The sequence below is a fragment of the Rhizobium sp. PAMB 3182 genome (assembly GCF_052908355.1).
In genome coordinates this window covers 3785792-3808476 of sequence record NZ_CM128607.1, presented here as the reverse complement: position 1 = coordinate 3808476, position 22685 = coordinate 3785792, and the positions used below count along the sequence as shown (strand labels likewise).

Here is a 22685-nt window from a genome sequence, read left to right as displayed (position 1 = left end):
CCCGTATGTCTCTTCAGACTTTGCAGCTTCAACGCAGGCACGATGCGTCCTCCACCATCCAACGGAGAAATTCACCAAAGGAAAGACCCTTGTGCTGGGCCATTTCCGGTACGAGCGAGGTCGCGGTCATGCCGGGCTGCGTGTTCACTTCCAGCCAGATAATCTCACCATCCCCACCAGCGCTGTCGTCGAACCGGAAGTCCGAGCGGCTGACGCCGCGACACCCGATCGCACGATGCGCCTGGAGAGACAGTGTTTGTATTTTTTGGTAAATAATCGGTGAAATTTCCGCCGGAAGGACATGTTTTGATCCACCCGGCGCATACTTCGATTCGTAATCGTAAAATGTGTTGCCCTGCGGCAATACTTCCGTCACGCACAGCGCCTCATCACCCATGACGCCGCAGGTCAGTTCGCGGCCGGGAATGTAGCGCTCGACCATGACGCGGTCGCCGTATTTCCATTCCGACGAAGTCAGGAACTGCGGCGGATGCGACTGATCTTCCTTGACGATGACGACACCGAAGGACGAGCCTTCCGTGACCGGCTTCACCACATAGGGCGGCTCGATCGGATGCTTGTCGCCGATTTCGAAGCGGTTCATCACGCGTGCCGGCGCGACCGGGATGCCGTGCGCCATCGCAACGCACTTCGCCTGCTGCTTGTCCATGGCGAGCGCCGAGGCCAGCACACCGGAATGCGTATAGGGAATCTGGAGATATTCGAGCACGCCCTGGATCGTGCCATCTTCTCCAAACGGGCCATGCAGCGCATTGAAGGCGACATCGGGCTTGAGTTCGGCAAGAACGGAGGAGACGTCGCGGCCGACATCGACGCGCGTCACGCGGTAGCCCACCGATTCCAGCGCATCAGCGCAGGCGTTGCCCGAAGAAAGGCTAACGGGCCTTTCGGAGGAAAAACCTCCCATCAGGACAGCCACATGCTTGGCACTCATAAATACCCCCAAACTAGACTTCTCAACCTATGTGCCGACGCTTGCGTCAGACTGGCGGGTTCGTGAATCGGTTAACGGCAATCGCCTGAAACCCACTTCAAAACCATTATGGTTAATATTGCGTTTACTTTCGTTAACTGATGTCGCGAATGAGGAAATCCATCCTCTGCGGAAGGTCGCGACAGATCCACTTCTCCCATGCAAATCAGACACTTGCATGGCGAACGAGACTCAAGACATGAGTACAAAAAGAAACGCCCCTGATCCGGCTTTCGGACGGGGGCGTTAAGGATCAGGTTAACGGTTTTGAGGCCTACGGCGTAAAGATTTCGACCTCGCGACCGGGCATGAAATTGCCGATCCGCTTGATCTCCCACTCCAAGAGAACGCCGGAATTCTCGTAGACCCGGCGGCGTACGGTTTCGCCGAGACTTTCGAGATCATAGGCAGTCGCCTGCCCCGTATTGATCATGAAATTGCAATGCAGCGACGACATCTGCGCGCCGCCATAGACGAGACCGCGGCAGCCCGCTTCGTCGATCAGCTTCCAGGCGGAATGGCCGGGCGGATTCTTGAAGGTCGACCCGCCGGTCTTCTCGCGCACCGGCTGCACGGTTTCGCGGTGCTCGCGCACGGCATCCATATCGGCGCGAATCTTCGCCTTGTCTTCCGGATAGCCCTCGAAGGTGGCGAACGTGAAGATCAGGTCGGCCGGCGCTTCCGAATGACGGTAGCTGTAGCCCATGTCGGCATTGGAAAGCCGGACCGGATTGCCCTTGCGGTCGACGGCTTCGACCTCGACCAGCCGCTCGCGCGTTTCCGAACCGTTGGCGCCCGCATTCATGCGCACCGCGCCGCCGATGGCTCCGGGAATGCCGTAGTAGAAGGCAAAGCCGCCGATGCCGTTGTCGAGCGCCATGGCGGCGATGTTCTTGTCCGGGCAGATCGCGCCCGCGCGGATGCGATTCTCTCCGGCCAGATCAACCGAACCGAAGCCCTTGGCCGAAAGCCGGATGACGACACCCGGAATCCCGCCGTCGCGCACGAGGAGGTTGGACCCGACCCCGATGATCGTCGCCGGCACGTCGTCCGCCAGGTTCTTCAGAAAGGTCGAGAGATCCTCGACGTCATGCGGCTGGAACATCAGCTCGGCAAAACCGCCGGCGCGGAACCAGGTCACACGGTCCATGGGCGCATTCGGCGTCAGCCTGCCCTTCAATCCACTCACGCTGTCGCCAAGCGAGGCGAGCAGCTTTTCACCATCTACAGTCTTCATGCACGAGCTCCGGGAAGAGCGGCCAGTTCGCCTGCAAGCGCGGCCGCCCAGTATGTAATGCTTCCTGCCCCCAAAAATACGACGTAGTCACCCGGGCGGGCAAGCTCGGCGACGATCGGGGCGATTTCCGCCGGCGTCGCCACATAGCGCGCATCGCGGTGACCGCCGGCGCGGATCGCCGAAACCAGGCCTTCGGCGTCGGCGCCCTCGATCGGGTCTTCGCCGGCGGCATAGACCGGCGCGATCAGGATGCTGTCGGCATCGTTGAAGCAGGCGGAGAAGTCGTCGAACAGGCTCGACAGCCGCGAGTAGCGGTGCGGCTGGTGGATGGCGATGATTCGGTTGGAGCAGGCATCGCGCGCAGCGCGCAGCACGGCCTTGATCTCGACCGGATGATGGCCGTAGTCGTCGAAGATGTGAACGCCGTTCCATTCACCGACCGGGGTGAAGCGGCGCTTGACGCCGCCGAAGGAGGCGAGCCCCTTCTTGATGTCCTCTTCCGAAATGCCAAGCCGGTTGGCGACCGCGATTGCCGCCGTGGCGTTCGAGACATTGTGCCGGCCGGGCATCGGCAGGACAAGATCCTTGAACTCGAACACACGGCCGGTGCGACGGCGGCGGATCACCACGTCGAAGATCGCCCGCGCGCCTTCCGTGCGCACATTCATGAAGCGCACGTCGGCCTGCGGGTTCTCGCCATAGGTAATGACCTTGCGGTCCTCGATGCGGGCGACCAGCGCCTGCACTTCCGGATGGTCGAGGCACATGACGCCGAAGCCGTAGAAGGGCACATTCTCGACGAACTGCCGGAAGGCGGCGCGCACTGCGTCGAACGAACCGTAATGATCGAGATGTTCGGGATCGATGTTGGTGACGACCGCGACGTCAGCCGGCAGTTTCAGGAAGGTGCCGTCGGATTCGTCCGCTTCGACCACCATCCACTCGCCCTCGCCCATGCGCGCATTGGTGCCGTAGGCGTTGATGATACCGCCATTGATGACGGTCGGGTCGAGATTGCCGGCTTCGAGCAGCGTGGCGACCATCGAGGTCGTCGTCGTCTTGCCATGCGTACCGCCAATCGCGATCGCATTGCGGAAGCGCATCAGCTCGGCCAGCATTTCCGCCCGGCGGACGATCGGCAGCGATTTCTCGCGCGCGGCGACGAGCTCCGGATTGTTCTTCTTGATGGCGGTCGAAACAACGACGACTTCGGCGTCGCCAAGGTTTTCCGCCTTGTGGCCGATGAACACCTCAATGCCCTTGTCACGCAGACGCTGCACGTTGGCGCTGTCGTTCTGGTCCGACCCCTGAACCTTGTGGCCGAGATTGTGCAACACTTCGGCAATGCCGCTCATGCCGATGCCACCGATGCCGACGAAGTGTACGAGGCCGATGGCCTGCGGCATTTTCATGCGACTGCTCCCTTGAATTTCTGTACGCCCTGTCTGTCGGCAATAGCTTCAACCATATCGGCAAGCAAGTCCGCAGCATTCGGCTTCCCCGTCCCTTTCGCGGCCAGCGCCATTTCGGCGAGCCGTTCGGGGTCGTTCATCCAGTCGGCGATCATGCCCGACAGCCGCTCCGGTGACAGATCGCGCTGCTGGATGACTTCCGCGCCACCCTTGGCCGCGAGCGCCGCGGCGTTGGCCGACTGGTCGTGGTCGAGCGCGTGCGGATAAGGCACGAGGATAGCCGGACGGCCGATGACCGAGATTTCCGAAACGGTCGACGCGCCGGATCGGCAGATCAGCATCTGCGCGGAGCCGATGCGCTCCGCCATGTCGGTGAAGAATGGCGAGACGTCGGCCGGCACGCCAAGGCCGGCATAGGCGGCGATGACCGCATCCTTGTCCTCGGGCCGGGCCTGCTGCGTGATCTTCAGCCGTGCCCTTAAGGGTTCCGGCAGCTGTTCCACGGCGGCGGGCAGCGCCTGCGAGAAATACTGGGCGCCCTGGCTGCCGCCGAAGACGACGAGATGGAAGGGCTGACCTTCGCCGGACGCTGTATACCCAGCCTCGGATGCGGCAATGACAGCCGGTCTCACCGGATTTCCGGTGGTCACTGTCTTTTCCGAAAACGTGCCGCCCTGTTCGGGCAGGAAGCCGCCGGCGATCGCCTGCACACGCGCGGCGAGCGCCTTGTTGGCGCGGCCCATCACGGCGTTCTGCTCATGGATCATCGACGGCACATGCAGCGCAGTCGCTGCCAGAAGCGGCGGGACCGTCGGATAGCCGCCGAAGCCGACGACGACCTTCGGCTTGACCGTAAGGATCATCCGCTTGGCCGTGCGGTATCCGGTCCACAGCGTCAGCAGGGACTTTGCGACCGAGGCCGGATTCTTCGAGGCGATCGTCGCCGACGGCACCACATGCACCTCGTCGGCCGGGAACTTGCCGGCATAGCGCTCGGCGCGGCTGTCGGTGACGAGATGCACGCTGTAGCCGCGCGCCTTCAGCGTGTGCGCCAGCGCTTCGGCCGGAAACAGATGACCGCCGGTTCCGCCGGCGGCCAGCATGACAATACCTTTACTAGCCGTCATCGATTACTCCGCTGCTACGCTTTCCTGGACGCGGAACATGCTGCGCTCCTGCGCCCGCCGTTCGGGTCGGAACCGGGTCAGCGCCAGGATGAAGCCGGCCGTCACCGCGATCGCCACCATCGACGAACCGCCGTAGGAAATGAAGGGCAGCGTCATGCCCTTGGCCGGCAGCAGTTCGAGATTGACGCCGATGTTGATCATAGACTGGATGCCGAGCTGCAGCACCAGGCCGGCGATGGCGAAACGCTGGAAGTCGTTCTTTTCCTTCAGCGCGTGCGACAGGCCGCGCATGACGATGAAGGCGAAGATCAGCACGATGAACATGCAGAAGATGATACCGAACTCTTCCGCCATTACCGCGAAGATGAAGTCGGTATGGCTGTCGGGGATGATGCGCTTGACGGTGCCCTCGCCCGGCCCTTGGCCGAGAAAGCCGCCGCGCATGATCGCGTCGCGCGCCGCATCCACCTGGAACGTGTCGCCCTCGCCGGTCAGGAACCGGTCGACGCGTCCTGTCACGTGCGGCAGCATGTAATAGGCGGTCATGAAACCGGCGACGCCAAGGCCGCCGAGAACGAAGATCCACAACCACGGCACGCCGGCCATGAAAAACATGCCGCTCCACACGAGACTGGTCAGGATCGTCTGGCCAAGGTCCGGCTGTGCGACCAGAAGCGCCGCGACGATGACGAACAGGATCATCGCGAAGAAATTGCCGGGAATTTCCGGCTGGCGGGCGTGTTCGGAAAACAGCCAGGCGCAGATGACGATGAAGGCAGGCTTCATGAATTCCGAAGGCTGCAGCGAGAAGGAGCCGATATTGATCCAGCGCCGCGATCCCTTGACCTCTATGCCGAAGAACAGGGCAATGAGCATCAGAGCTATGGCTGCCACCAGCATGATCAGCGCGGTGCGGCGAACCTGCCGCGGCGTCAGGAACGACAGCCCGATCATAACCGCGAGCGACGGAATCAGAAAGACCGCGTGGCGGATGACGAAATGGAAGCTGTCGTAGCGCAGCCGCTCGGCGACCGCCGGCGACGCCGCAAACGACATCATCATGCCGATCCCCATCAGCAGCACGAACACCGCGAGGAGATAGCGATCTATGGTCCAGAACCAGTCGGCGACCGGCCCGCGCTTCGCTCGGCTCATCACCATGTCAATTCGCTCCCGTTTCCTGATCGATCAGCATCGCCATGCCATCGAGTGCACGCACATGCCCGACAAAGGCGTCACCGCGCACTTCGAAGTTCTTATACTGGTCGAAGCTTGCGCAAGCCGGGGATAAAATGACCGCAACCGGCCCGTTTTCGTCTTTTTCGGCGTCATTGGCCGCATGGGCGACCGCCTTTTCCAGTGTTCCGGAAATTTCATAGGGCACCGCCTCGCCGAGCGTCGCCGCGAATGCGGGTGCCGCCTCGCCGATCAGATAGGCCCTGGCGATCTTCGGGAAGAAACCCGTAAGGCTGGTGATCCCGCCCTCTTTCGGCAAGCCGCCGGCGATCCAGTAGATGCGATCGTAGCTCGAAAGCGCCGGCGCCGCGGCATCGGCATTGGTCGCCTTGGAATCGTTGACGAAGACAACGTTGCCACGTCGGCCGACCGGCTGCATGCGGTGTTTGAGGCCCGGGAAGGAATTGAGACCGGCGACGATCTCCGCTTCGGAGACGCCGACCGCGCGGCAGGCGGCAATCGCCGCGGCTGCGTTCTGCGCATTGTGAGCGCCGCGCAAAGTCTGGATGGCGGAGAGGTCTGCCACCTTGTGCGTCGCGCCGCTATCGGCTTCGACGATGCAGCCCTTTTCGAGGTAGTAGCCGTCCGCCAGCACCTGCCGGCTGGAAATGCGCCTGACGGTCACGCCGGCGCGCTCGATGCGGTCGGCAATCATCAAGCAGTAGCTGTCGTCGACGCCGACGATGGCCGTCTTGCTGCCGGCCACCAGCCGTTCCTTGATGTCCGCGTAGTGCTGCATCGTGCCGTGCCGGTCGAGATGATCCGGCGTCAGGTTCAGGAGCACGCCGGCGGTCGGATCGAGCGTCGGTGCGAGGTCGATCTGGTAGGACGAGCATTCAACGACGAAGAACCGTCCGTCCTTCGGTGGGTCGAGGGTCAGCACGGCCGTGCCGATATTGCCGCCGAGTTGCGTGTCGCGGCCGCTCGACTTCAGGATATGGGCGATCAGCGCCGTCGTCGTCGACTTGCCGTTGGTGCCGGTAATGGCGATCAGCGGGCAGTCGGGCGCTTGAGCGCGGCGTTCGCGGACGAAGAGTTCGACGTCGCCGATGATTTCGACGCCCGCCGCCCGTGCCAGATCGACCGTCCAGTGCGGCTTCGGATGGGTCAAAGGCACGCCGGGAGAAAGCACGAAGGACGCGACGGACGTCCAGTCGACGCCATGCAGGTCGGCGGTAGGAACACCAGCCTCGCCGGCCTTCTCCACGCTTGCCGGATTGTCGTCCCAGGCGATGACATTGGCACCGCCGTCAACCAGGGCTTTCGCCGTCGCAAGGCCGGAACCGCCAAGCCCGAAAAGAGCAACTGTCCTACCCTTGAAGGAAGTGACCGGGATCATCGCGCCCTCAACGGATCTTGAGGGTGGAAAGGCCGAGCATGGCAAGCGCCATGGCGATGATCCAGAAGCGGATGACCACCTGGCTCTCGGTCCAGCCCAGCTTTTCGAAATGGTGATGGATCGGCGCCATCAGGAAGACGCGCTTGCCGGTCATCTTGAAATAGCCGACCTGGATGATGACCGACAGCGTTTCCATCACGAACAGTCCGCCAATGATCGCCATCACGATCTCGTGCTTGGTGGCAACGGCAACCGTGCCAATGAGACCGCCCAGCGCCAGCGAACCGGTATCGCCCATGAAAATGGCCGCCGGCGGCGCGTTGAACCAGAGGAAGCCCATGCCCGCGCCGATCACCGCGCCGAGCACAACGGCCAGTTCGCCGGTGCCGGGCACGAAATTGATCTGCAGGTAATTGGCGAAGACGGCATTGCCGGCGAGATAGGAGATGGCGCCGAAGGACGCAGCAGCGATGATTACCGGCACGATTGCCAGGCCGTCGAGACCGTCGGTGAAGTTGACGGCATTGCCGGCACCGACGACGACGAAACCGCCGAACAGGATGAAGAACCAGCCGATATCGAGGACGAAATCCTTGACGAAGGGAAACGCGATCGAGGTGGCAAGCTTGGCGCCGTTCGGCTCGCTATGCTCCGACATCATCATCATCGCAACGACGGCAATGGCAGCGATCACGAACTCAATGCCCAGCCGCGCGCGCGCCGAAAAGCCCTTTTCCGTCTGCTTCGTCACCTTGAGGTAGTCGTCATAGAAGCCGATGGCGCCGAAGCCGAGCGTGACCAGCAGCGTCGCGACCACGTAGATGTTGGAGAGGTCCGCCCACAGCATCGACGAACCGATGATGCCGGCGAGGATCATCAGGCCGCCCATGGTCGGCGTGCCGGCCTTCTTGAAATGGGTCTGCGGCCCGTCGGCACGGATAGGCTGCCCCTTGCCCTGCCGGATACGCAGGGAGGAAATGATGCTCGGCCCAAACAGGAAGACAATCATCGCCGAGGTGAAGACCGCGGCGCCGGTGCGGAAGGTAATGTAGCGGAAGAGATTGAAGAACTGTAGGTGATCCGCGAAATCCACGAGCCAGATGAGCATAAGAAACCTTTCAAAAAGAGGTCATGCGTTGCCGCCCGTGTCGGAAAACGCGGAGTAATTGTCAAGGAGCGCGGATACAATCTTGCCGAATCCGGTGCCAAGCGACGATTTTACCATAAGCACATCGCCAGGCCTGACGGATCCGACGACGAAAGTCGCCAAATCCTCAGTTTTTTCCCGGTATTCTACTTGAACGTTGGGCGGCAGGGCGTCTTTCAGCGCCGCCATGTCCGGCCCTGCGAGCCAAACGTCGGAAATTCCCGCAGCGAGAAGCGGCGTTGCCAGCTCTGCATGGACGTCCTGGGAGAACGCGCCCATTTCGCGCATGTCGCCCAGCACGGCGATCCGCCTGCCCTCGCCCTTCGGCTTGGCCGATGCCAGCAGCGCGATGGCCGCGCGCATGGAGGCCGGATTGGCATTGTAGCTTTCGTCGATCAGCGTGAAGGTGCCGCCGTCGATCTTCAGAATGTGACGCTCGCCGCGCCCCTTGACGGCCGACAGCGCGCCGAGGGCGGCAATCGCTGCATCCAGGTCGGCGCCGGCAAGCTTGACCGCGCCGAGGACCGCCATGGCATTTTCGGCGATATGCCGGCCGGCGGCCCCGATGGCGACGTCGCGCGTCTCTCCGTCGATCTCGGCCACCACGAGGCCGCTCTCACCATCGCCTTCATATTCGACAAGGCGATAGTCGGCCTTGGAATGCTGGCCGAAGGTATGGATATTGGAGACGCCCGCGGCAACCGCGGCGCCTTCGAGGAATTCGAACTGGGCGTTATCGCGATTGAGGATCGCGTGGCCGTCAGGCTCGACGCCTTCGAAGATCTCCGCCTTGGCGGCCGCGATCTCTTCCAGACCGGAGAAATTTCCGAGATGCGCGGCGGCGATCGTCGTGATGATCGCCACATGCGGACGCACCATCTTTACGAGCGGACGGATCTCGTTCGGATGGTTCATGCCGATCTCGAAGACGCCGTATTCGGTGTCGGCCGGCATGCGGGCGAGCGTCAGCGGCACGCCCCAGTGATTGTTGAAGGAGGCGACGGCGGCATGCACCTGGCCCGACGGCGCGAGTGTGTGGCGCAGCATTTCCTTGGTGGTCGTCTTGCCGACGGAACCGGTGACGCCGATGATCTTTGCCTGGGTACGGCTGCGCGCCGCCACGGCGAGACGGCACAGCGCCGCAAGAACGTCGTCGACGACGATCATCGGCGCGGTGAGTCGGCCGAGCGCCGGAAGCTTGCCCTCGGCGACCACCAGCAGCGCCGCGCCGCCGGCAACCGCCTTCGTCGCATAGTCGTGTCCGTCAACGCGGTCGCCCTTGATGGCGAAGAACGCTTCGCCCGGCCCGATCGAACGACTGTCGATGGAAATGCCGTTGATGCCTTCAGGCAGGTTCCCGATCGGGCGGCCCACCATGGCCTTGATCATGTCGGAGATGGTCCAGAGATGGCTCAAGACGTCAAACCTTCCAATGCCTTCAGAATTTCCTTGTGGTCGGAGAACGGAACGGTGACGCCGTTTGCCGTCTGCCCCTCTTCATGCCCCTTGCCGGCCACGATCAGCGTGTCGCCGGGACCAAGCAGACCGACGGCATGGCGGATTGCCTCGCCGCGGTCGGCGATCTCCGTTGCCGAGGGCACGGCGGCCATGATCTCGCTGCGGATCGTCTGCGGCACTTCGGAGCGCGGATTGTCGTCGGTGACGATGACGAGGTCGGCCAACCGTCCGGCAATCTCGCCCATGATAGGGCGCTTGCCCTTGTCACGATCGCCACCGCAGCCGAACACCACGACGACCTTGCCGGTCGTAAACGGGCGGACGGAGGAAAGCACGTTTTCCAGCGCATCCGGCTTGTGAGCATAATCCACATAGGCGAGCGCGCCGTCCTTCGTGTGACCGACCAGCTCCAGCCGTCCCGAAGCGCCTTCAAGCTTCTCGAGCGCCCGCATCGCGATCTTCGGCGCCACTCCCGTCGCGATAGCCAGTCCAGCCGAAACGAGCGCATTGGCCACCTGGAAATCGCCCGCCAGCGGAATATCGACTTCGTAGATGTCGTCGCCATGATGGATCTCGGCGACCTGCTTGTGGCGGAAGTGCTCGACCCGCTTCAAGGACAGGAAATTGCCCTTGCGCCCGACGGTGAGAACCTCGTGTCCCGCTTCGCTCGCCGCCGCGATCGCCTTTTGCGACCAGGCGTCGTCGGCATAAATGACCGCCGGCGAGCCCTTCGGCAGCAGGACGCGGAAGAGCCGCATCTTGGCGTCCATGTAGTCTTCGACGGTCGGATGGTAATCCATATGGTCGCGGCCGAGATTGGTGAAAGCGGCAGCGGCCAGTTTGACGCCGTCGAGGCGGCACTGATCGAGGCCGTGGCTGGACGCCTCCATCGCCGCGTGGGTGACGCCGGCCTCGGCGAGTTCGGCGAGGATCTGGTGGAGCGCGACAGGATCGGGCGTCGTCAGCGAGCCGTATTCGTTGCGGCCAGGTGCCACAATGCCGGTGGTCCCGATCGACGCCGAGGCCAGTCCGGCCGCAGCCCAGATCTGCCGCGTGAAGGAGGCAACCGACGTCTTGCCGGCCGTGCCCGTCACTGCGACCATGGTCTCGGGCTGCGCGCCATAGAAATTGGCCGCGGCGAGTGCCAGAAAGCGGCGCGGTTCGGAGACGACGAGAACGGGAACGGAAAGACCCGGGACATCCACGCCGGAAACGATGGCGACGGCGCCGTTCTTCTCGGCATCGGCTGCGAAGGTCGCGCCGTCCGCCTTGCTGCCGGCGAGCGCTACGAACAGCATGCCGGGCGAGATCTTGCGGCTGTCGGAAGAAAGGCCGGCGACGGCAAGGTCACCCTCCGCGCCACGCAGTTTCGCATCGATTTCCGGAAAGCCGTTTCCAGCCAGGTCCCGCAGTTTCATATGACGTCTTGTCCCACGCTTTGTTCGGGCTGCGTCCCCGCGACTCGCCCGCCGGGCTCATTCATCCATAATCAATAAGACACAAGCAAGGCTTCGCCATCCGGCCCGAATTTCGGCTGGACACCGAGCAGAGGCGCCGCGCGGCGGATGATTTCGCCGACCATCGGGGCGGCGTTCGAGCCGGCCGTATTGCCCGCACCGCCGAAAGGCTTCGGGTCGTCGATGATGGTCAGGACCACGTATTGCGGATCGTCGACCGGGAAAGCTGCCAGGAAGGCGTTGAAGTTGTGCTGGCTGGAATATCGGCCGTTGATGACCTTGTCGGCCGTACCCGTCTTGCCGCCAACGTCGAAGCCCATGATGTTGGCTGCCTTGCCAGAGCCTTCGACGGCATTGGCGCGGAAGAGATAGCGCATATTAGCGACCGTCGACGGGTTGACGACCTGTACGGCGACCTTGTCCGCCTCTTCCTCGGTGCGCGGCAGGAAGGTCGGCTCGATCAGCCTGCCGCCGTTCATCAGCGCCGCGCCGGCGACGGCCGTCTGCAGCGGCGTGGTGGACACGCCGTGGCCGAATGCGATGGTCATCGAGTTGATCTTTTTCCAGACCTTCGGCTGCGACGGCGTCGCGACTTCCGGCAGCTCGGTCTGCATGCGGGTCAGAAGGCCGAGACGCGTCAGGAATTCCCGGTGACCGTCGATGCCGACGAGGTCGGCCATACGTGCCGAACCGACGTTCGACGAATGGGTAAAGACTTCCTTGACCGTGAGGATGCGTCGGGTCGCGTGGAAGTCGTGGATGGTGAAGCCGCCGATATGCATGGGCTTGGTGGCATCGAACGTGTCACCCATGTGCACCAGGCCGGAATCAAGCCCCATGGCGATCGTGAAGGTCTTGAAGGTCGAACCCATTTCGAAGGTGCCCGCAGACATGCGGTTCAGACGGTCTTTTTCGAGGGCGTTGTAGGGGTTGTTCGGATCGAAGTCCGGGATCGACGCCATGGCGAGCACTTCGCCGGTCTTGGCATTGAGCACCACGCCGCCGGACGCGATCGCCTGGTACTTCTCCTTGGCGTCGACCAGCACGTCATGCAGGATCGACTGGACGCGCAGGTCGATCGACAGGCGCACCGGCTCCAGCGGAGCGTTGGAGGTGAGACCGGCTGCGGCGAGCGCTCCGAGGCCCTGCCCGTCGATGTACTTCTCCATGCCGGCAATGCCGCGGTTGTCGATGTTGACGAGGCCGAGGATGTGCGAGGCGACCGGACCGCCGGGATAGAAGCGGCGCTTTTCGGGACGGAAACCGATGCCGGGAATGCCGAGCGACAGGATCTGGCTCTGCTGCTTCGGCGTCAGCTGACGGCGCAGCCACTGGAAATAGGTCTTCGACGAGAGCTTCTCGTAGGTGCGCTTTATGTCGAGGTCCGGCAGAACGGTCGAAAGCAGTTCGACGGCTTCGTCCGGGTCGACAATCTTGTTCGGCTCGGCATAGAGCGAAACGGTGCGGATGTCGGTCGCCAGCACTTCGCCGTTGCGGTCGAGGATGTCGGGGCGCGATGCCATCAACTGGTCGGCCGGGCCGATCGAGGAAACGGTTTCCGACGGCGTCATCCCGTATTGCACGAGCCGTGCGCCGACGACGCCGTAGACGGCCACGAAGCCGGCGACGATGATGATCAGCCGGTTGCGCGCCAGCTGGCTTCGCATTTTGACGGCCCCATCGAAACTGCTGTCGACGGAGCGGCCGCGCTGGCCGGTGGAAACATGGGCACGGCTCTTGAGGGTCATGACGCGCGAGAGGAAGGACATCAGCGTTTCACCGATCCGGTTGCGATAGCATCAACGGGGCTCTTTTCACCCTCAACGGTCTGGGGTGCATCTTCGCGAATGCGCGGCAGCTCGTTCGGTTGGACGATCTGTTCCGGCTTCGTCTCCTGCAGGTGCAGCTGATCCACGTAGGTGTTGGCCAGCGCCTCCAGACGGGTCGGCTGTGTCAGCAGCGCCCAGTCGGCCTTCAGGAGGTCGATGGTGTCCTTCTCCTGTTTTATCTTCGTCTCGAGTTCGTGGACCTTGTCGACTTTCTGGTCCGTCTGGTGGCGTACGGAATAGGTCACCGCCGCCATCCCGGCCATGATCGCGATCAACATAAAGTCAAGGCTACGCAACATGCCTCAAGCTCCGATCTTTGAAAGACTTGCGAGGGAAGGAAGTTTGAACAGGGACGTGTCAGGCTTGCCGGCCGGTGCGGCCGTGCGAATCCCTGCCCTGAGCTTGGCTGAGCGCGCCCGCGGATTGCGGGCGGCCTCGGCCTCTCCGGCGGCCACCATCGGCTTGCCGACAAATTCGAAGACGGCGGCCTTTTCGGCAACCATCGGCATATGACGCGAACCCGACGCCTTGCCGGACCGGTCGCCGAAGAATGTCTTGACGATGCGATCCTCAAGCGAATGAAAGGTGACGACGACCAGGCGTCCACCGGGCTTCAGCGACCGCTCGGCCGCAAACAGGGCCTGCGCCAGCTCACCGAGTTCGTCGTTGACGAAGATGCGCAGCGCCTGGAAGACACGCGTGGCCGGGTGGATCTTGTCCTGCGCCTTGCGCGGTGTGACCTTCTCGATCAGATGGGCAAGGTCGAATGTGGTGCGGAACGGCTGTTCCAGCCGCTTCTTCTCGATGGCGCGGGCGATGCGGCCCGCCTGCTTTTCCTCGCCGAGGAAGGAGAAGATGCGGATGAGGTCGTTGACCTTGGCGCGGTTGACGACGTCGGCAGCCGAAACGCCGGAAACGGCCATGCGCATGTCGAGCGGGCCGTCCTTCTGGAAGGAAAAGCCCCGACCCGCCTCGTCGATCTGCATGGAGGAAACACCGATGTCGAGCACGACGCCGTCGACGCCCGCGCCCGGTGCAAAATCAGAGAGTTTCGAGAACTCCGTCTGCTCCAAACGAAGATGACCGGCGCTCTTTTCGACGAGAGACTGCCCGGCGGCAATCGCGGTGGGATCGCGATCGAGAGCGATGACATCGGCGCCGGCCTCCAGAATGGCGGAGGTGTAGCCGCCTGCCCCGAAGGTACCGTCGATGATGAGCTTGCCCGGTGCAGGCTGAAGCGCCTCGAGCACCTCAGCCAGCATCACGGGTACGTGACGAACCGGTCCGCCGTCGGCGCCAGATTGATCCGTGCCTTGATTCGCCGCCATTTCTGTCCCTCGTGCATTCAGGTGCGTCCGCCGCCAAGCCCGCGCACCCGCCTCGCCTCTGCCTGGGCCGCCTGAAAGGTGTTCGGCTCCCAAAGCTGAAAATGATCCGCCCTGCCGACGAACGTGACATCCGTCGTGATGCCGGTGAAATCCCGGATGAAATCCGTGACCATCAACCGCCCTTCGGCATCGAGCTTCATGTAGACGCCGCCACCGTGAATGAGCAGCGACATCTGGTTGGCTTCCGGCGAGAACGGATCGTCCGCCACGATCTGCCGCTCGAAACGATCCAGAAGCTCCGGACCGCCGGCACTGATCGCCGGAAATACAAAATCCTGGAAGCAGAACAGCTCCCCTATCTGCCGCTCGGCGAGAACCGAACGGAACGGCGCGGGAACCGAAACACGGCCCTTGGCGTCGATACGATTGGTAATATTCGAAAGAAAGCGGTTCATGACGCGAGACTGCCGCCCCCTCGAACGAGACCCCCCTAGAGGCATCCCGGACAATCAACACAAAAATGCTCGAATCGCCGGCTTTTCCGCCGGCCGAGTTCCAGACCATCCCGTTTCGGGACGCCCAGGATTCTCGCGATTTGCGGGCCAAAACTCGCCCTGTGAAAATGTGCTTTTGGGATACCATGGGTACATATGGGCGTCAATGGGAACAACCGCCACCGAGCGGTTGTACGTCCGACCATTTATAAGCCATTAAGCTTAACGAAAGATTAGGGAATGCCGGGACTTAACCGCCTTTGTGCAAGCGCGATTCCGTCAGATTTGAGATCATGAAATGAAAGGGGAAATGCAGTTTTATCTTTTTCTTTTCATAGACTTGTCATTTTCCCGAACCGCAGGGAAAATTACGCCAGTTGGCCTGTAAGCCGGGTTCTGTATGGCCCCGGATTTCTCCGGGACGTGGCAGCCATTCATCTGGGACAATGCTTGCGCACTGCCTCGCGCAACCCACCCGAACGACAGGCCCGGAAACGGGCTGTACCGTCTTGCGACGGCCACGTCGTTCCTATTCGGTTTTGCTCCCGGTGGGGTTTACCGTGCCGCTTCCGTTACCGGTCGCGCGGTGGGCTCTTACCCCACCCTTTCACCCTTACCCGGACAAGCCGGGCGGTTTGCTTTCTGTGGCACTTTCCCTGGGGTCGCCCCCGCCGGACGTTATCCGGCACCGTGTTTCCGTGGAGCCCGGACTTTCCTCACCTCACCGCCTTTCGGCATTGGTAAAGCGCGGCTGCCCAGCCAACTGGCAGGGCGTCCATAGCCGAGGCAGGAAAGGAATGCCACCGAAATATCGGCTCAGATGAAATCTGCCCGGAAATCAGTGGTGTAGGCGTCGTCCTGGATTCGACCCGTGAAGATCAGTTCGGCGCCGAGACGGCCGATTTCGTCCGAACTCTTGGCCGCAGATCCCGCCCCGCCGGTCAGCACCGCAATGCGCGGTGACGAGGTGAACGCGATAGCGGGATATCCGGTCGGCGTGAACGATGTGACGCAGGCGGCCGAATGGCTGCTTTCCGCCTTCAGGCTGGGGACCAGATTGCACATGATGCGGGTCAGATGCTGGCGCGCGGCCTCGCGGCCGTCGCCCTTGAACCAGGCCTTCAGGGCCTTCTCGTCGGGCAGCAGCAGGTCGTCCGGCTCGCCGCCGATCTTCAGGCAGACGCGTCCGTCGGGATAACGCACCGGCGGTAGAAGATAGTAGAACTCGTGCTCGGAATACGGCTTACCGATGACGGACGGCATGCCGGACAGGCGCTCCGCCTCCTCCGGCCCCAGCTCGAAAAACTGCACGGTGCGGCCATAGACCTTGAGGTCGAGCGGTCGTGGCATCAGTCGGTTGGCGTTCTGGAAGCCGCCGGCAGCGACGAGAGTCTTTTCGGCGGTGTAGGACTTGCCCTTGGACGTCACGACACGCACCGCGCCGCCCTCGTCCTTGACCTCGGACACCTCCTCGCGGAGTACCGCGGCGCCGTTCCTTTCGGCAAGACGGCACTGGGCTGCGACCAGCCGTCGCGGATTGATATGGCCTGCGCCCTTCGGTTCCCAGACGGCCTGCGCATCCTTCGGCAGATGGAAATATGGGAAGCGGCTCTCGAGAGCCTCGTGGTCAAGGTGCTCCACGGCGGCGCCGAGACGCCGTGCGGATTCGAGCGCGCCGCCGACGTAACCGGCGCCCGCGCCGCTTTCGGCGCCCCAGATCAGGCAGCCGACCTCCGAATAGAAGTCGATGCCGCTCTCGCGGGCGATCTCGTCATAGCGGGCAATAGACCTGTTGGCGAAGGTCGCCCAGTTCGGATTGGAATCGATCGTTCGGGTGATCCGGGCCTCGTCATAGTGGCTGGCGAAAACCCCGTTATGGGCGGACTTGACCTCCGGCTCGCCGGGACCGATCAGCGCCACGCCGCTATCCATGGACGCAAGGTGGCGGGCAGCAGCCGACCCCATCATTCCGGCGCCGATGATAATCGTCTTGTAATCCGTGACCATGATTTGCGAGACCTGCCAGTGACCGTTGAAAGGGATCATTGAAAATCAGCCGGCGGCTGAATCGGTCCCTGAGAAGACAGGTGCAAGCGACTCTTTGACCAGCGCTTTCCACAAGTGCCGCGACTGATGGTCGTCCGCAAGGGCACAAGCGCCGGAATCAACTTTTTAAGAAAGGCCGGCACGCCGAAACCGACAAGGTTCCGGCTATCCGGTGGAAGTGACGAACGCCCCCGGCGTCAGTCGAGCAGGGCCAGGACCTTGCCGCAATAACGCTTGGAGACCGGGTTCATCCGCTTGGCGGCATGGCCGGCATTGTACTTGAGGATCGTCGAACAGGTCTTGCCGTCGCCCAGATCCTGGGCCATTGCCAGGTATTTCATGCCGAAGTTGAGATTGGTTTCCGGATTGTAGAGGCCCTTCGAGCTACCCTTGTACCCCATCATCCGCGCCGTAGCCGGCTTGATCTGCATGAGCCCGATTTCCCCGGCGCTGCCCCGCGCCTTCGGATTGAAATTGCTCTCGACCCGGACCACGGCATGGGCGAGCGAGACCGGAACGCCGTACTTCTTGGCGTAGCGGGTGATCAGCGACGTGTAGGGACTGTCGGAGAACTCCGGTGCGTCCGCATTCGCAAGGTTGCCGTCCGAGATCGACCCCGTCGAAATCATGTCGACCAGCGTCTCACCGCCGTCCTGAGCGCGCACAACTCCGCCGGCAGCAAACAGCATAGCCGTCGCCGTTACAGCAATCATCAGTTTATTCATGAACTTTATTCTACTCCAGACAAAGGATCACCAAGCCCGCGCCATGTAAAAAGACGCGAGCGACGGGACGCTTTCTTTGGGATGTCCCCCGTAAGCCTGACCCTATTGGTTAAACGTGCATCCCGTTAGCATCGCTTTGCTTGACGGGTGCGGTTCAGTGGCTTCCTTAGAACAATGCAATGAGAAAAATATGTGGCAACGCAATATTTTGCCAATGACGGCCGAAATCCAACCGACACGAAACTCCGGATTTTCACGGTTTCAGGAGGTATAGCGCGGCAGAGAAGTGAGAAGACGATGAAGCGTATCGATCGTTGAAAAGTCCGCGATGCCGTCAACCAGAGCGGGCCGGAAATGACGCTGGAAAGCGGCCACGACCCCTTCGGTTTTCTCACAGAATCGGCCAGTGATTTCAATGCCGTAACCATAGAAGGACAGCATCGACTGCAAGGCTTCGACTGGCTGCCCCTCGTCACCGCGCTGAAAGAAGCGTCCACCGGTGATGGAAGAGGGCTCGACCCAGTGACCAACGCCCGAATCATGCAATTTGTTCCATGGGAAATTTTCGCCCGGATCGACCTTGCGAACGGGGGCGATATCGGAGTGCCCGAGCACCCTCTCCGGGGCGATTTGCCACCGTTCGACACAATTCCTGCACAATTCGACGACCGCCGCGATCTGGCGTTCTGGATAGGCCGGCAGTCCGCCAGGGTGCCCCGGATTGGCAATTTCGATCCCGATCGAACAGGAATTGATGTCCGTGCGGCCGGCCCAGACACTTTTGCCCGCATGCCAGGCACGGCGTTCTTCCGGCACGAGTTGCGACACTGCGCCCGCCTCATCGACGAAATAGTGGCTGGAAACCTCGCTCTCGACATTCCTGAGCCAGCCAAGGGCCGCTTCGGCCGTCGGCATGCCGGTATAATGGAGAATAATCATGTCCGGCGTCTGCCCGTCGCGGCGTTCGCCATGATTGGGCGACGGCAGAACCGTCGCGCCCGGGAAATCGGCTTCGAAGGCCGTCATGCTGCCCGGCGTTCCTTCTCGATCGCCGCATAGGCGGCATTCAGCGCCGCCATCTTGTCATTGGCGAGCGCATGAAACTCCTCGGGAATGCCGCGGGCGGTCAACTTGTCGGGATGGTTTTCCGAAACCAGAACGCGGTAGCGCGCCTTGATCTTGGAAAAATCGTCGTTCGGCGAAACGCCAAGCACGATATAGGGGTCCCTGCCCTCGACATAGATGTGGCGCGCCAGGATCTGCTCGAAGCGCAGCTCATCGATATTGAAGATCTCCGCCACCCGTTCCAGGAAGGCCAATTCCTTCTCGTGCAGAAGACCGTCGGCCTTGGCGATATGGAAAAGCCCGTCGATCACATCCTCCAGGATGGCGCAATTCGTATCGCAGGACGTGCACATGGTGGCAAGCCGCTCGGCATAGGATTCGAATCCGGCGATATCCTGTCGGGCAAGATTGTAGAGGCGCGCGACGTTCTTTGCCTCGCTCTCCGGGAAATCAAAGATCCGCCGGAACGCGTCGACCTCGTCCATGGTGACGATTCCATCGGCCTTGGCCATCTTGGCTGAAAGCGCAATGACGGCCACCGAAAAGGCCACCTTGCGGCGGGTCTCGGGATCACCCTCGAACTTGGTGCGCACGGCTTCGATCAGCGCAGACAGCGCCGATGATGCGGTGAGCGTCACCGAATTCAGAAGCTTCTCCCACAATGACATTCCGGCCTCTTGCGGCGCAACATTGTTTTCCATGCACCCAGATTGACCAAATTCGCGTCGGATTTGCAAGGCTGAACGGTTTCAACGATGGCGCTATTACGATCACATATTTGCTATCGCCCTTTGAAATTTGGTCTGAATTTCTTCAAAACTTCACTTTACAGCGCTTGCGCAGTGCAGCATCCATGCCACCGTCGGCGGCTGGGGTTAGCGACGCCGGACGAAAGGGAGTTTTCATGGCAAAGCAGAAGGTGGGAATTTTGACGGCAGGCGGGCTTGCGCCATGCCTTTCCTCGGCGGTCGGCGGCTTGATCGAACGGTATACCGACGTCGCGCCCGACGCCGAGATCGTTGCCTACAAGTCGGGCTATCGCGGCCTGCTGATGGACTACAAGATCCAGATCACCAACGAGATGCGCGAGAAGGCGCATGTCCTCCACCGCTACGGCGGCTCGCCGATCGGCAACAGCCGCGTCAAGCTGACGAATGTCGCCGACTGCCTGAAGAACGGCCTGATCAAGGAAGGCGAGAACCCGCTGCACGTCGCAGCCGAGCGACTCGCCAAGGACGGCATCACCATCCTTCACACGATCGGCGGAGACGACACCAACACGACGGCGGCCGATCTTGCTGCCTATCTCGATGCCAACGGCTACCGGTTGACCGTCGTCGGCCTGCCGAAGACGGTCGACAACGACGTCGTGCCGATCCGGCAGTCTCTCGGCGCCTGGACGGCGGCCGAAGTCGGCGCCCGCTTCTTCGACCATGTGTCGAACGAGCAGAGCGCGGCCCCCCGCTCCCTCGTCATCCACGAAGTCATGGGCCGCCACTGCGGCTGGCTGACGGCGGCGACCGCCAAGGCCTACATCGACCGTACCCGCGACAACGAGTACATCGAGGGCATGATGATGAACACCGAGCTGAAGAACATCGACGGCCTCTACCTGCCGGAGATGCACTTCGATCTCGACGCGGAAGCCGACCGGCTGAAGGAGCTGATGGATCGCACCGGTTTCGTCACGCTGTTCGTCTCGGAAGGCGCCTGCCTCGACCAGATCGTCGCGGACCGCGAGGCGGCCGGCGAGGAGATCAAGCGCGACGCCTTTGGCCATGTGAAGATCGACACGATCAATGTCGGCAACTGGTTCCAGAAGCATTTCGCCAAGCTCCTGCAGGCCGAACGCTCCATGGTCCAGAAGTCCGGCTACTACGCCCGCTCGGCACCGGCGAACGCGCAGGACCTGCGCCTGATCCAGAGCATGGTCGATCTCGCCGTCGAATGCGGCCTCAACAAGGTGTCGGGCGTGACCGGTCACGACGAAGGCCAGGGCGGCAAGCTCAGGGCGATCGAATTCCCGCGCATCAAGGGCGGCAAGGCATTCGACGTGACGACACCCTGGTTCAAGGATGTGATGGACTATATCGGCCAGAACATCACACCGTCCAAGCACTGACGGCTGAGACAGAATGAGGCGGCCCGTCCCGCTTGACGGGGCGGCGCTTTGATGGCTTGCTCTTCCCAAACACCCAAAGCGCGTCCGGAGAGAAGCAATGCAGATCGAAACCTGGCTGGCATTTGTCGTGGCATCCGCCGTGATGCTGGCGATTCCCGGCCCGACGATATTGCTGGTGATCTCCTACGCGCTCGGCCATGGCCGCAAGGTGGCGGCAGCGACCGTCGCTGGTGTCGCGCTCGGCGATTTCACCGCCATGACCGCCTCCATGCTGGGCATGGGTGCCGTGTTGGCCGCCTCGGCCTCACTCTTCACGGTCTTCAAGTGGATCGGCGGCGCCTATCTCGTCTATCTCGGCATCAAGCTCTGGCGTGCGCCGGTCATCAAGGGGCCGATTGCGGAAAACGATAATCTGCCCGATCAGCGGCCGCTGCACATTCTCGCCCACACCTATGTGGTGACCGCGCTGAATCCCAAGAGCATCGTCTTCTTCATCGCCTTCGTGCCGCAGTTCCTGAGCCCGGACCGACCCTATTTCGAGCAGATGGCGATCATGGAAGGCACCTTCCTTGTGCTTGCCGCGCTCAACGCCTTTCTCTACGCCCTGCTTGCCGATGCGGCGCGCGGCTTCATCCGCAAGGCGTCCGTGCAGAAGGCCGTCAACCGCACCGGCGGCACGCTTCTGGTCGGCGCCGGCATAATTACCGCAGGATATCGGAACGCGGCCTAAATTCGGCCATCAATGCGCCCCAATGCGTCGTATGGTTAATATGCCTTGGCATTCGGGGATTCGGCTGCTATCGCATTTCGGGGAAATTAGGAACAAGCACGGCGTAATGGCTGCACGCTTAACACCAGCGCGGTTCGGCGCAATCGGCCTGATCATGGCAGCCGGCATGGCCGCTTCAGGTTGCACGAGCACCACACAGGAGATGTCGGCAATCGCCGCCTCGCCTGCACCTGCGTCCGCTGATACGTCCGCGACAACTGCGCAAACAGCGTCCGCCGCTGCACCGATCGATCCGACCGCGCCCCGCAAAGTCGTGACGGCTGACGACGAAAGCGCCGTCGAGGCCGCCGGCGTCGCCGGTCTCGCGCCCGACAGCACCGCTCCCGCTCAAGGTCAGCTCGCCTATGCCGGCACCGATACGTCTTCGGCAAGTGGGGCTGTCAGTGCACTGGCCTATGCCACGCCGGACCGTGACATCGAGCTTCTGACCGCATCCATTCCGGTCGCCCAGGCGCTTGCCGCCGAGGAAGCGACCTATGTCGACACCGGCAATGACGACGACAGCGTTCCCGATCAGCCGAGCTCGAACACGCTCGAAGGCCTGATCAAGCAGTATGCCGACCTCTACAAGGTGCCGCTGAACCTCGTTCGACGTGTGGTTCATCGCGAAAGCCGCTACAATCCGACCGCCTATAACAGGGGCAACTACGGATTGATGCAGATCCGTTACAACACTGCCAGGGGCTTGGGCTACAACGGCGAGCCGAACGGTCTTCTCGACGCCGAGACCAATCTCAAATACGCGGTGAAGTATCTCAAGGGCGCCTGGCTCGTTGCCGACAAGGACGAGGACAAGGCCGTCAGCCTGTATGCGCGCGGCTATTATTACGACGCCAAGCGCAAGAACATGCTCTACGTTCTCGCCGAATAGTCCCTCCC

At 62.1% G+C, this 22685-nt stretch carries 20 protein-coding genes and 1 other RNA gene; 3 read left to right on the top strand and 18 right to left on the bottom strand.

Annotated features, from left to right (window positions below):
* Positions 1 to 28 precede the first annotated feature (28 nt).
* From ACU5AZ_RS18235 to ACU5AZ_RS18150, 18 genes are all read right to left on the bottom strand, one after another.
* Positions 29 to 955, bottom strand: a complete 927-nt coding sequence (locus ACU5AZ_RS18235; RefSeq protein WP_446823736.1) for a D-alanine--D-alanine ligase — start codon at positions 953 to 955, stop codon at positions 29 to 31.
* 313 nt (positions 956 to 1268) lie between these two features.
* Complete coding sequence (gene murB, locus ACU5AZ_RS18230) at positions 1269 to 2231, bottom strand: UDP-N-acetylmuramate dehydrogenase (protein ID WP_446823735.1); 963 nt, start codon at positions 2229 to 2231, stop codon at positions 1269 to 1271.
* Positions 2228 to 3643 carry a UDP-N-acetylmuramate--L-alanine ligase gene (murC, locus tag ACU5AZ_RS18225; RefSeq protein WP_446823734.1) on the bottom strand — a complete coding sequence of 472 codons (1416 nt, stop codon included), beginning with the start codon at positions 3641 to 3643 and terminating at the stop codon, positions 2228 to 2230. Before murC ends, murB begins: the two co-directional genes overlap by 4 nt.
* A complete protein-coding gene (murG, locus tag ACU5AZ_RS18220; protein ID WP_446823733.1) occupies positions 3640 to 4770 on the bottom strand; it encodes an undecaprenyldiphospho-muramoylpentapeptide beta-N-acetylglucosaminyltransferase in 1131 nt (376 codons plus the stop codon). Before murG ends, murC begins: the two co-directional genes overlap by 4 nt.
* Before the next feature lie 3 nt (positions 4771 to 4773).
* Positions 4774 to 5928 carry a putative lipid II flippase FtsW gene (ftsW, locus tag ACU5AZ_RS18215; protein ID WP_446826049.1) on the bottom strand — a complete coding sequence of 385 codons (1155 nt, stop codon included), beginning with the start codon at positions 5926 to 5928 and terminating at the stop codon, positions 4774 to 4776.
* A 4-nt stretch (positions 5929 to 5932) separates the two neighbouring features.
* On the bottom strand, positions 5933 to 7345 hold the full coding sequence (gene murD / locus ACU5AZ_RS18210) for a UDP-N-acetylmuramoyl-L-alanine--D-glutamate ligase (RefSeq protein WP_446823732.1): 1413 nt from the start codon (positions 7343 to 7345) through the stop codon (positions 5933 to 5935).
* A 7-nt stretch (positions 7346 to 7352) separates the two neighbouring features.
* On the bottom strand, positions 7353 to 8453 hold the full coding sequence (gene mraY, locus ACU5AZ_RS18205) for a phospho-N-acetylmuramoyl-pentapeptide-transferase (RefSeq protein ID WP_446823731.1): 1101 nt from the start codon (positions 8451 to 8453) through the stop codon (positions 7353 to 7355).
* 21 nt (positions 8454 to 8474) lie between these two features.
* Positions 8475 to 9908 (bottom strand): UDP-N-acetylmuramoylalanyl-D-glutamyl-2,6-diaminopimelate--D-alanyl-D-alanine ligase, encoded by a 1434-nt coding sequence (locus ACU5AZ_RS18200; protein ID WP_446823730.1) that lies wholly within the window; start codon positions 9906 to 9908, stop codon positions 8475 to 8477.
* A complete protein-coding gene (locus ACU5AZ_RS18195; protein WP_446823729.1) occupies positions 9905 to 11368 on the bottom strand; it encodes a UDP-N-acetylmuramoyl-L-alanyl-D-glutamate--2,6-diaminopimelate ligase in 1464 nt (487 codons plus the stop codon). The genes ACU5AZ_RS18200 and ACU5AZ_RS18195 overlap by 4 nt, the downstream gene beginning before the upstream one ends.
* Positions 11369 to 11439: 71 nt before the next feature.
* Positions 11440 to 13176: a peptidoglycan D,D-transpeptidase FtsI family protein gene (locus tag ACU5AZ_RS18190; RefSeq protein ID WP_446823728.1), complete on the bottom strand. Its 1737-nt coding sequence runs from the start codon at positions 13174 to 13176 to the stop codon at positions 11440 to 11442.
* A complete protein-coding gene (gene ftsL / locus ACU5AZ_RS18185; protein ID WP_446823727.1) occupies positions 13176 to 13535 on the bottom strand; it encodes a cell division protein FtsL in 360 nt (119 codons plus the stop codon). Before ftsL ends, ACU5AZ_RS18190 begins: the two co-directional genes overlap by 1 nt.
* 3 nt (positions 13536 to 13538) lie before the next feature.
* Positions 13539 to 14564 (bottom strand): 16S rRNA (cytosine(1402)-N(4))-methyltransferase RsmH, encoded by a 1026-nt coding sequence (rsmH, locus tag ACU5AZ_RS18180; protein ID WP_446823726.1) that lies wholly within the window; start codon positions 14562 to 14564, stop codon positions 13539 to 13541.
* A 17-nt stretch (positions 14565 to 14581) separates the two neighbouring features.
* Entirely contained in the window at positions 14582 to 15019 is a 438-nt protein-coding gene (gene mraZ, locus ACU5AZ_RS18175) for a division/cell wall cluster transcriptional repressor MraZ (RefSeq protein WP_446823725.1), read from the bottom strand.
* A gap of 408 nt (positions 15020 to 15427) precedes the next feature.
* Positions 15428 to 15825, bottom strand: an RNA gene (gene rnpB, locus ACU5AZ_RS18170) — RNase P RNA component class A.
* 49 nt (positions 15826 to 15874) lie between these two features.
* The gene (locus tag ACU5AZ_RS18165; protein WP_446826048.1) at positions 15875 to 17065 is read right to left on the bottom strand and encodes an NAD(P)/FAD-dependent oxidoreductase; all 1191 of its coding nucleotides are present in this window, start codon (positions 17063 to 17065) and stop codon (positions 15875 to 15877) included.
* 236 nt (positions 17066 to 17301) lie between these two features.
* Positions 17302 to 17829, bottom strand: a complete 528-nt coding sequence (locus tag ACU5AZ_RS18160) for a lytic transglycosylase domain-containing protein (RefSeq protein ID WP_446823724.1) — start codon at positions 17827 to 17829, stop codon at positions 17302 to 17304.
* A 261-nt stretch (positions 17830 to 18090) separates the two neighbouring features.
* Positions 18091 to 18855 (bottom strand): N-acetylmuramoyl-L-alanine amidase, encoded by a 765-nt coding sequence (locus ACU5AZ_RS18155; protein WP_446823723.1) that lies wholly within the window; start codon positions 18853 to 18855, stop codon positions 18091 to 18093.
* A complete protein-coding gene (locus tag ACU5AZ_RS18150) occupies positions 18852 to 19562 on the bottom strand; it encodes a TerB family tellurite resistance protein (protein ID WP_446823722.1) in 711 nt (236 codons plus the stop codon). Before ACU5AZ_RS18150 ends, ACU5AZ_RS18155 begins: the two co-directional genes overlap by 4 nt.
* Positions 19563 to 19798: 236 nt before the next feature.
* Between ACU5AZ_RS18150 and ACU5AZ_RS18145 the strand changes: the two genes are divergently transcribed.
* From ACU5AZ_RS18145 to ACU5AZ_RS18135, 3 genes are all read left to right on the top strand, one after another.
* Positions 19799 to 21016: a pyrophosphate--fructose-6-phosphate 1-phosphotransferase gene (locus ACU5AZ_RS18145; RefSeq protein WP_446823721.1), complete on the top strand. Its 1218-nt coding sequence runs from the start codon at positions 19799 to 19801 to the stop codon at positions 21014 to 21016.
* 97 nt (positions 21017 to 21113) lie between these two features.
* Complete coding sequence (locus tag ACU5AZ_RS18140; protein ID WP_446823720.1) at positions 21114 to 21746, top strand: LysE family translocator; 633 nt, start codon at positions 21114 to 21116, stop codon at positions 21744 to 21746.
* A 106-nt stretch (positions 21747 to 21852) separates the two neighbouring features.
* The gene (locus tag ACU5AZ_RS18135; protein WP_446823719.1) at positions 21853 to 22677 is read left to right on the top strand and encodes a transglycosylase SLT domain-containing protein; all 825 of its coding nucleotides are present in this window, start codon (positions 21853 to 21855) and stop codon (positions 22675 to 22677) included.
* The last annotated feature ends 8 nt before the right edge of the window (positions 22678 to 22685 follow it).

Coding starts and splice junctions, on each gene's coding strand:
- ACU5AZ_RS18140 (WP_446823720.1), top strand. CDS start 21,114: ATGCAGATCGAAACCTGGCTGGCATTTGTCGTGGCATCCGCCGTGATG.
- ftsL (WP_446823727.1), bottom strand. CDS start 13,535: ATGTTGCGTAGCCTTGACTTTATGTTGATCGCGATCATGGCCGGGATG.
- rsmH (WP_446823726.1), bottom strand. CDS start 14,564: ATGGCGGCGAATCAAGGCACGGATCAATCTGGCGCCGACGGCGGACCG.
- ACU5AZ_RS18190 (WP_446823728.1), bottom strand. CDS start 13,176: ATGTCCTTCCTCTCGCGCGTCATGACCCTCAAGAGCCGTGCCCATGTT.
- mraY (WP_446823731.1), bottom strand. CDS start 8,453: ATGCTCATCTGGCTCGTGGATTTCGCGGATCACCTACAGTTCTTCAAT.
- ACU5AZ_RS18195 (WP_446823729.1), bottom strand. CDS start 11,368: ATGAAACTGCGGGACCTGGCTGGAAACGGCTTTCCGGAAATCGATGCG.
- ACU5AZ_RS18235 (WP_446823736.1), bottom strand. CDS start 955: ATGAGTGCCAAGCATGTGGCTGTCCTGATGGGAGGTTTTTCCTCCGAA.
- ACU5AZ_RS18135 (WP_446823719.1), top strand. CDS start 21,853: ATGGCTGCACGCTTAACACCAGCGCGGTTCGGCGCAATCGGCCTGATC.
- ACU5AZ_RS18160 (WP_446823724.1), bottom strand. CDS start 17,829: ATGAATAAACTGATGATTGCTGTAACGGCGACGGCTATGCTGTTTGCT.
- murB (WP_446823735.1), bottom strand. CDS start 2,231: ATGAAGACTGTAGATGGTGAAAAGCTGCTCGCCTCGCTTGGCGACAGC.
- ACU5AZ_RS18165 (WP_446826048.1), bottom strand. CDS start 17,065: ATGGTCACGGATTACAAGACGATTATCATCGGCGCCGGAATGATGGGG.
- ACU5AZ_RS18150 (WP_446823722.1), bottom strand. CDS start 19,562: ATGTCATTGTGGGAGAAGCTTCTGAATTCGGTGACGCTCACCGCATCA.
- murD (WP_446823732.1), bottom strand. CDS start 7,345: ATGATCCCGGTCACTTCCTTCAAGGGTAGGACAGTTGCTCTTTTCGGG.
- mraZ (WP_446823725.1), bottom strand. CDS start 15,019: ATGAACCGCTTTCTTTCGAATATTACCAATCGTATCGACGCCAAGGGC.
- ACU5AZ_RS18145 (WP_446823721.1), top strand. CDS start 19,799: ATGGCAAAGCAGAAGGTGGGAATTTTGACGGCAGGCGGGCTTGCGCCA.
- murC (WP_446823734.1), bottom strand. CDS start 3,643: ATGAAAATGCCGCAGGCCATCGGCCTCGTACACTTCGTCGGCATCGGT.
- murG (WP_446823733.1), bottom strand. CDS start 4,770: ATGACGGCTAGTAAAGGTATTGTCATGCTGGCCGCCGGCGGAACCGGC.
- ACU5AZ_RS18155 (WP_446823723.1), bottom strand. CDS start 18,855: ATGACGGCCTTCGAAGCCGATTTCCCGGGCGCGACGGTTCTGCCGTCG.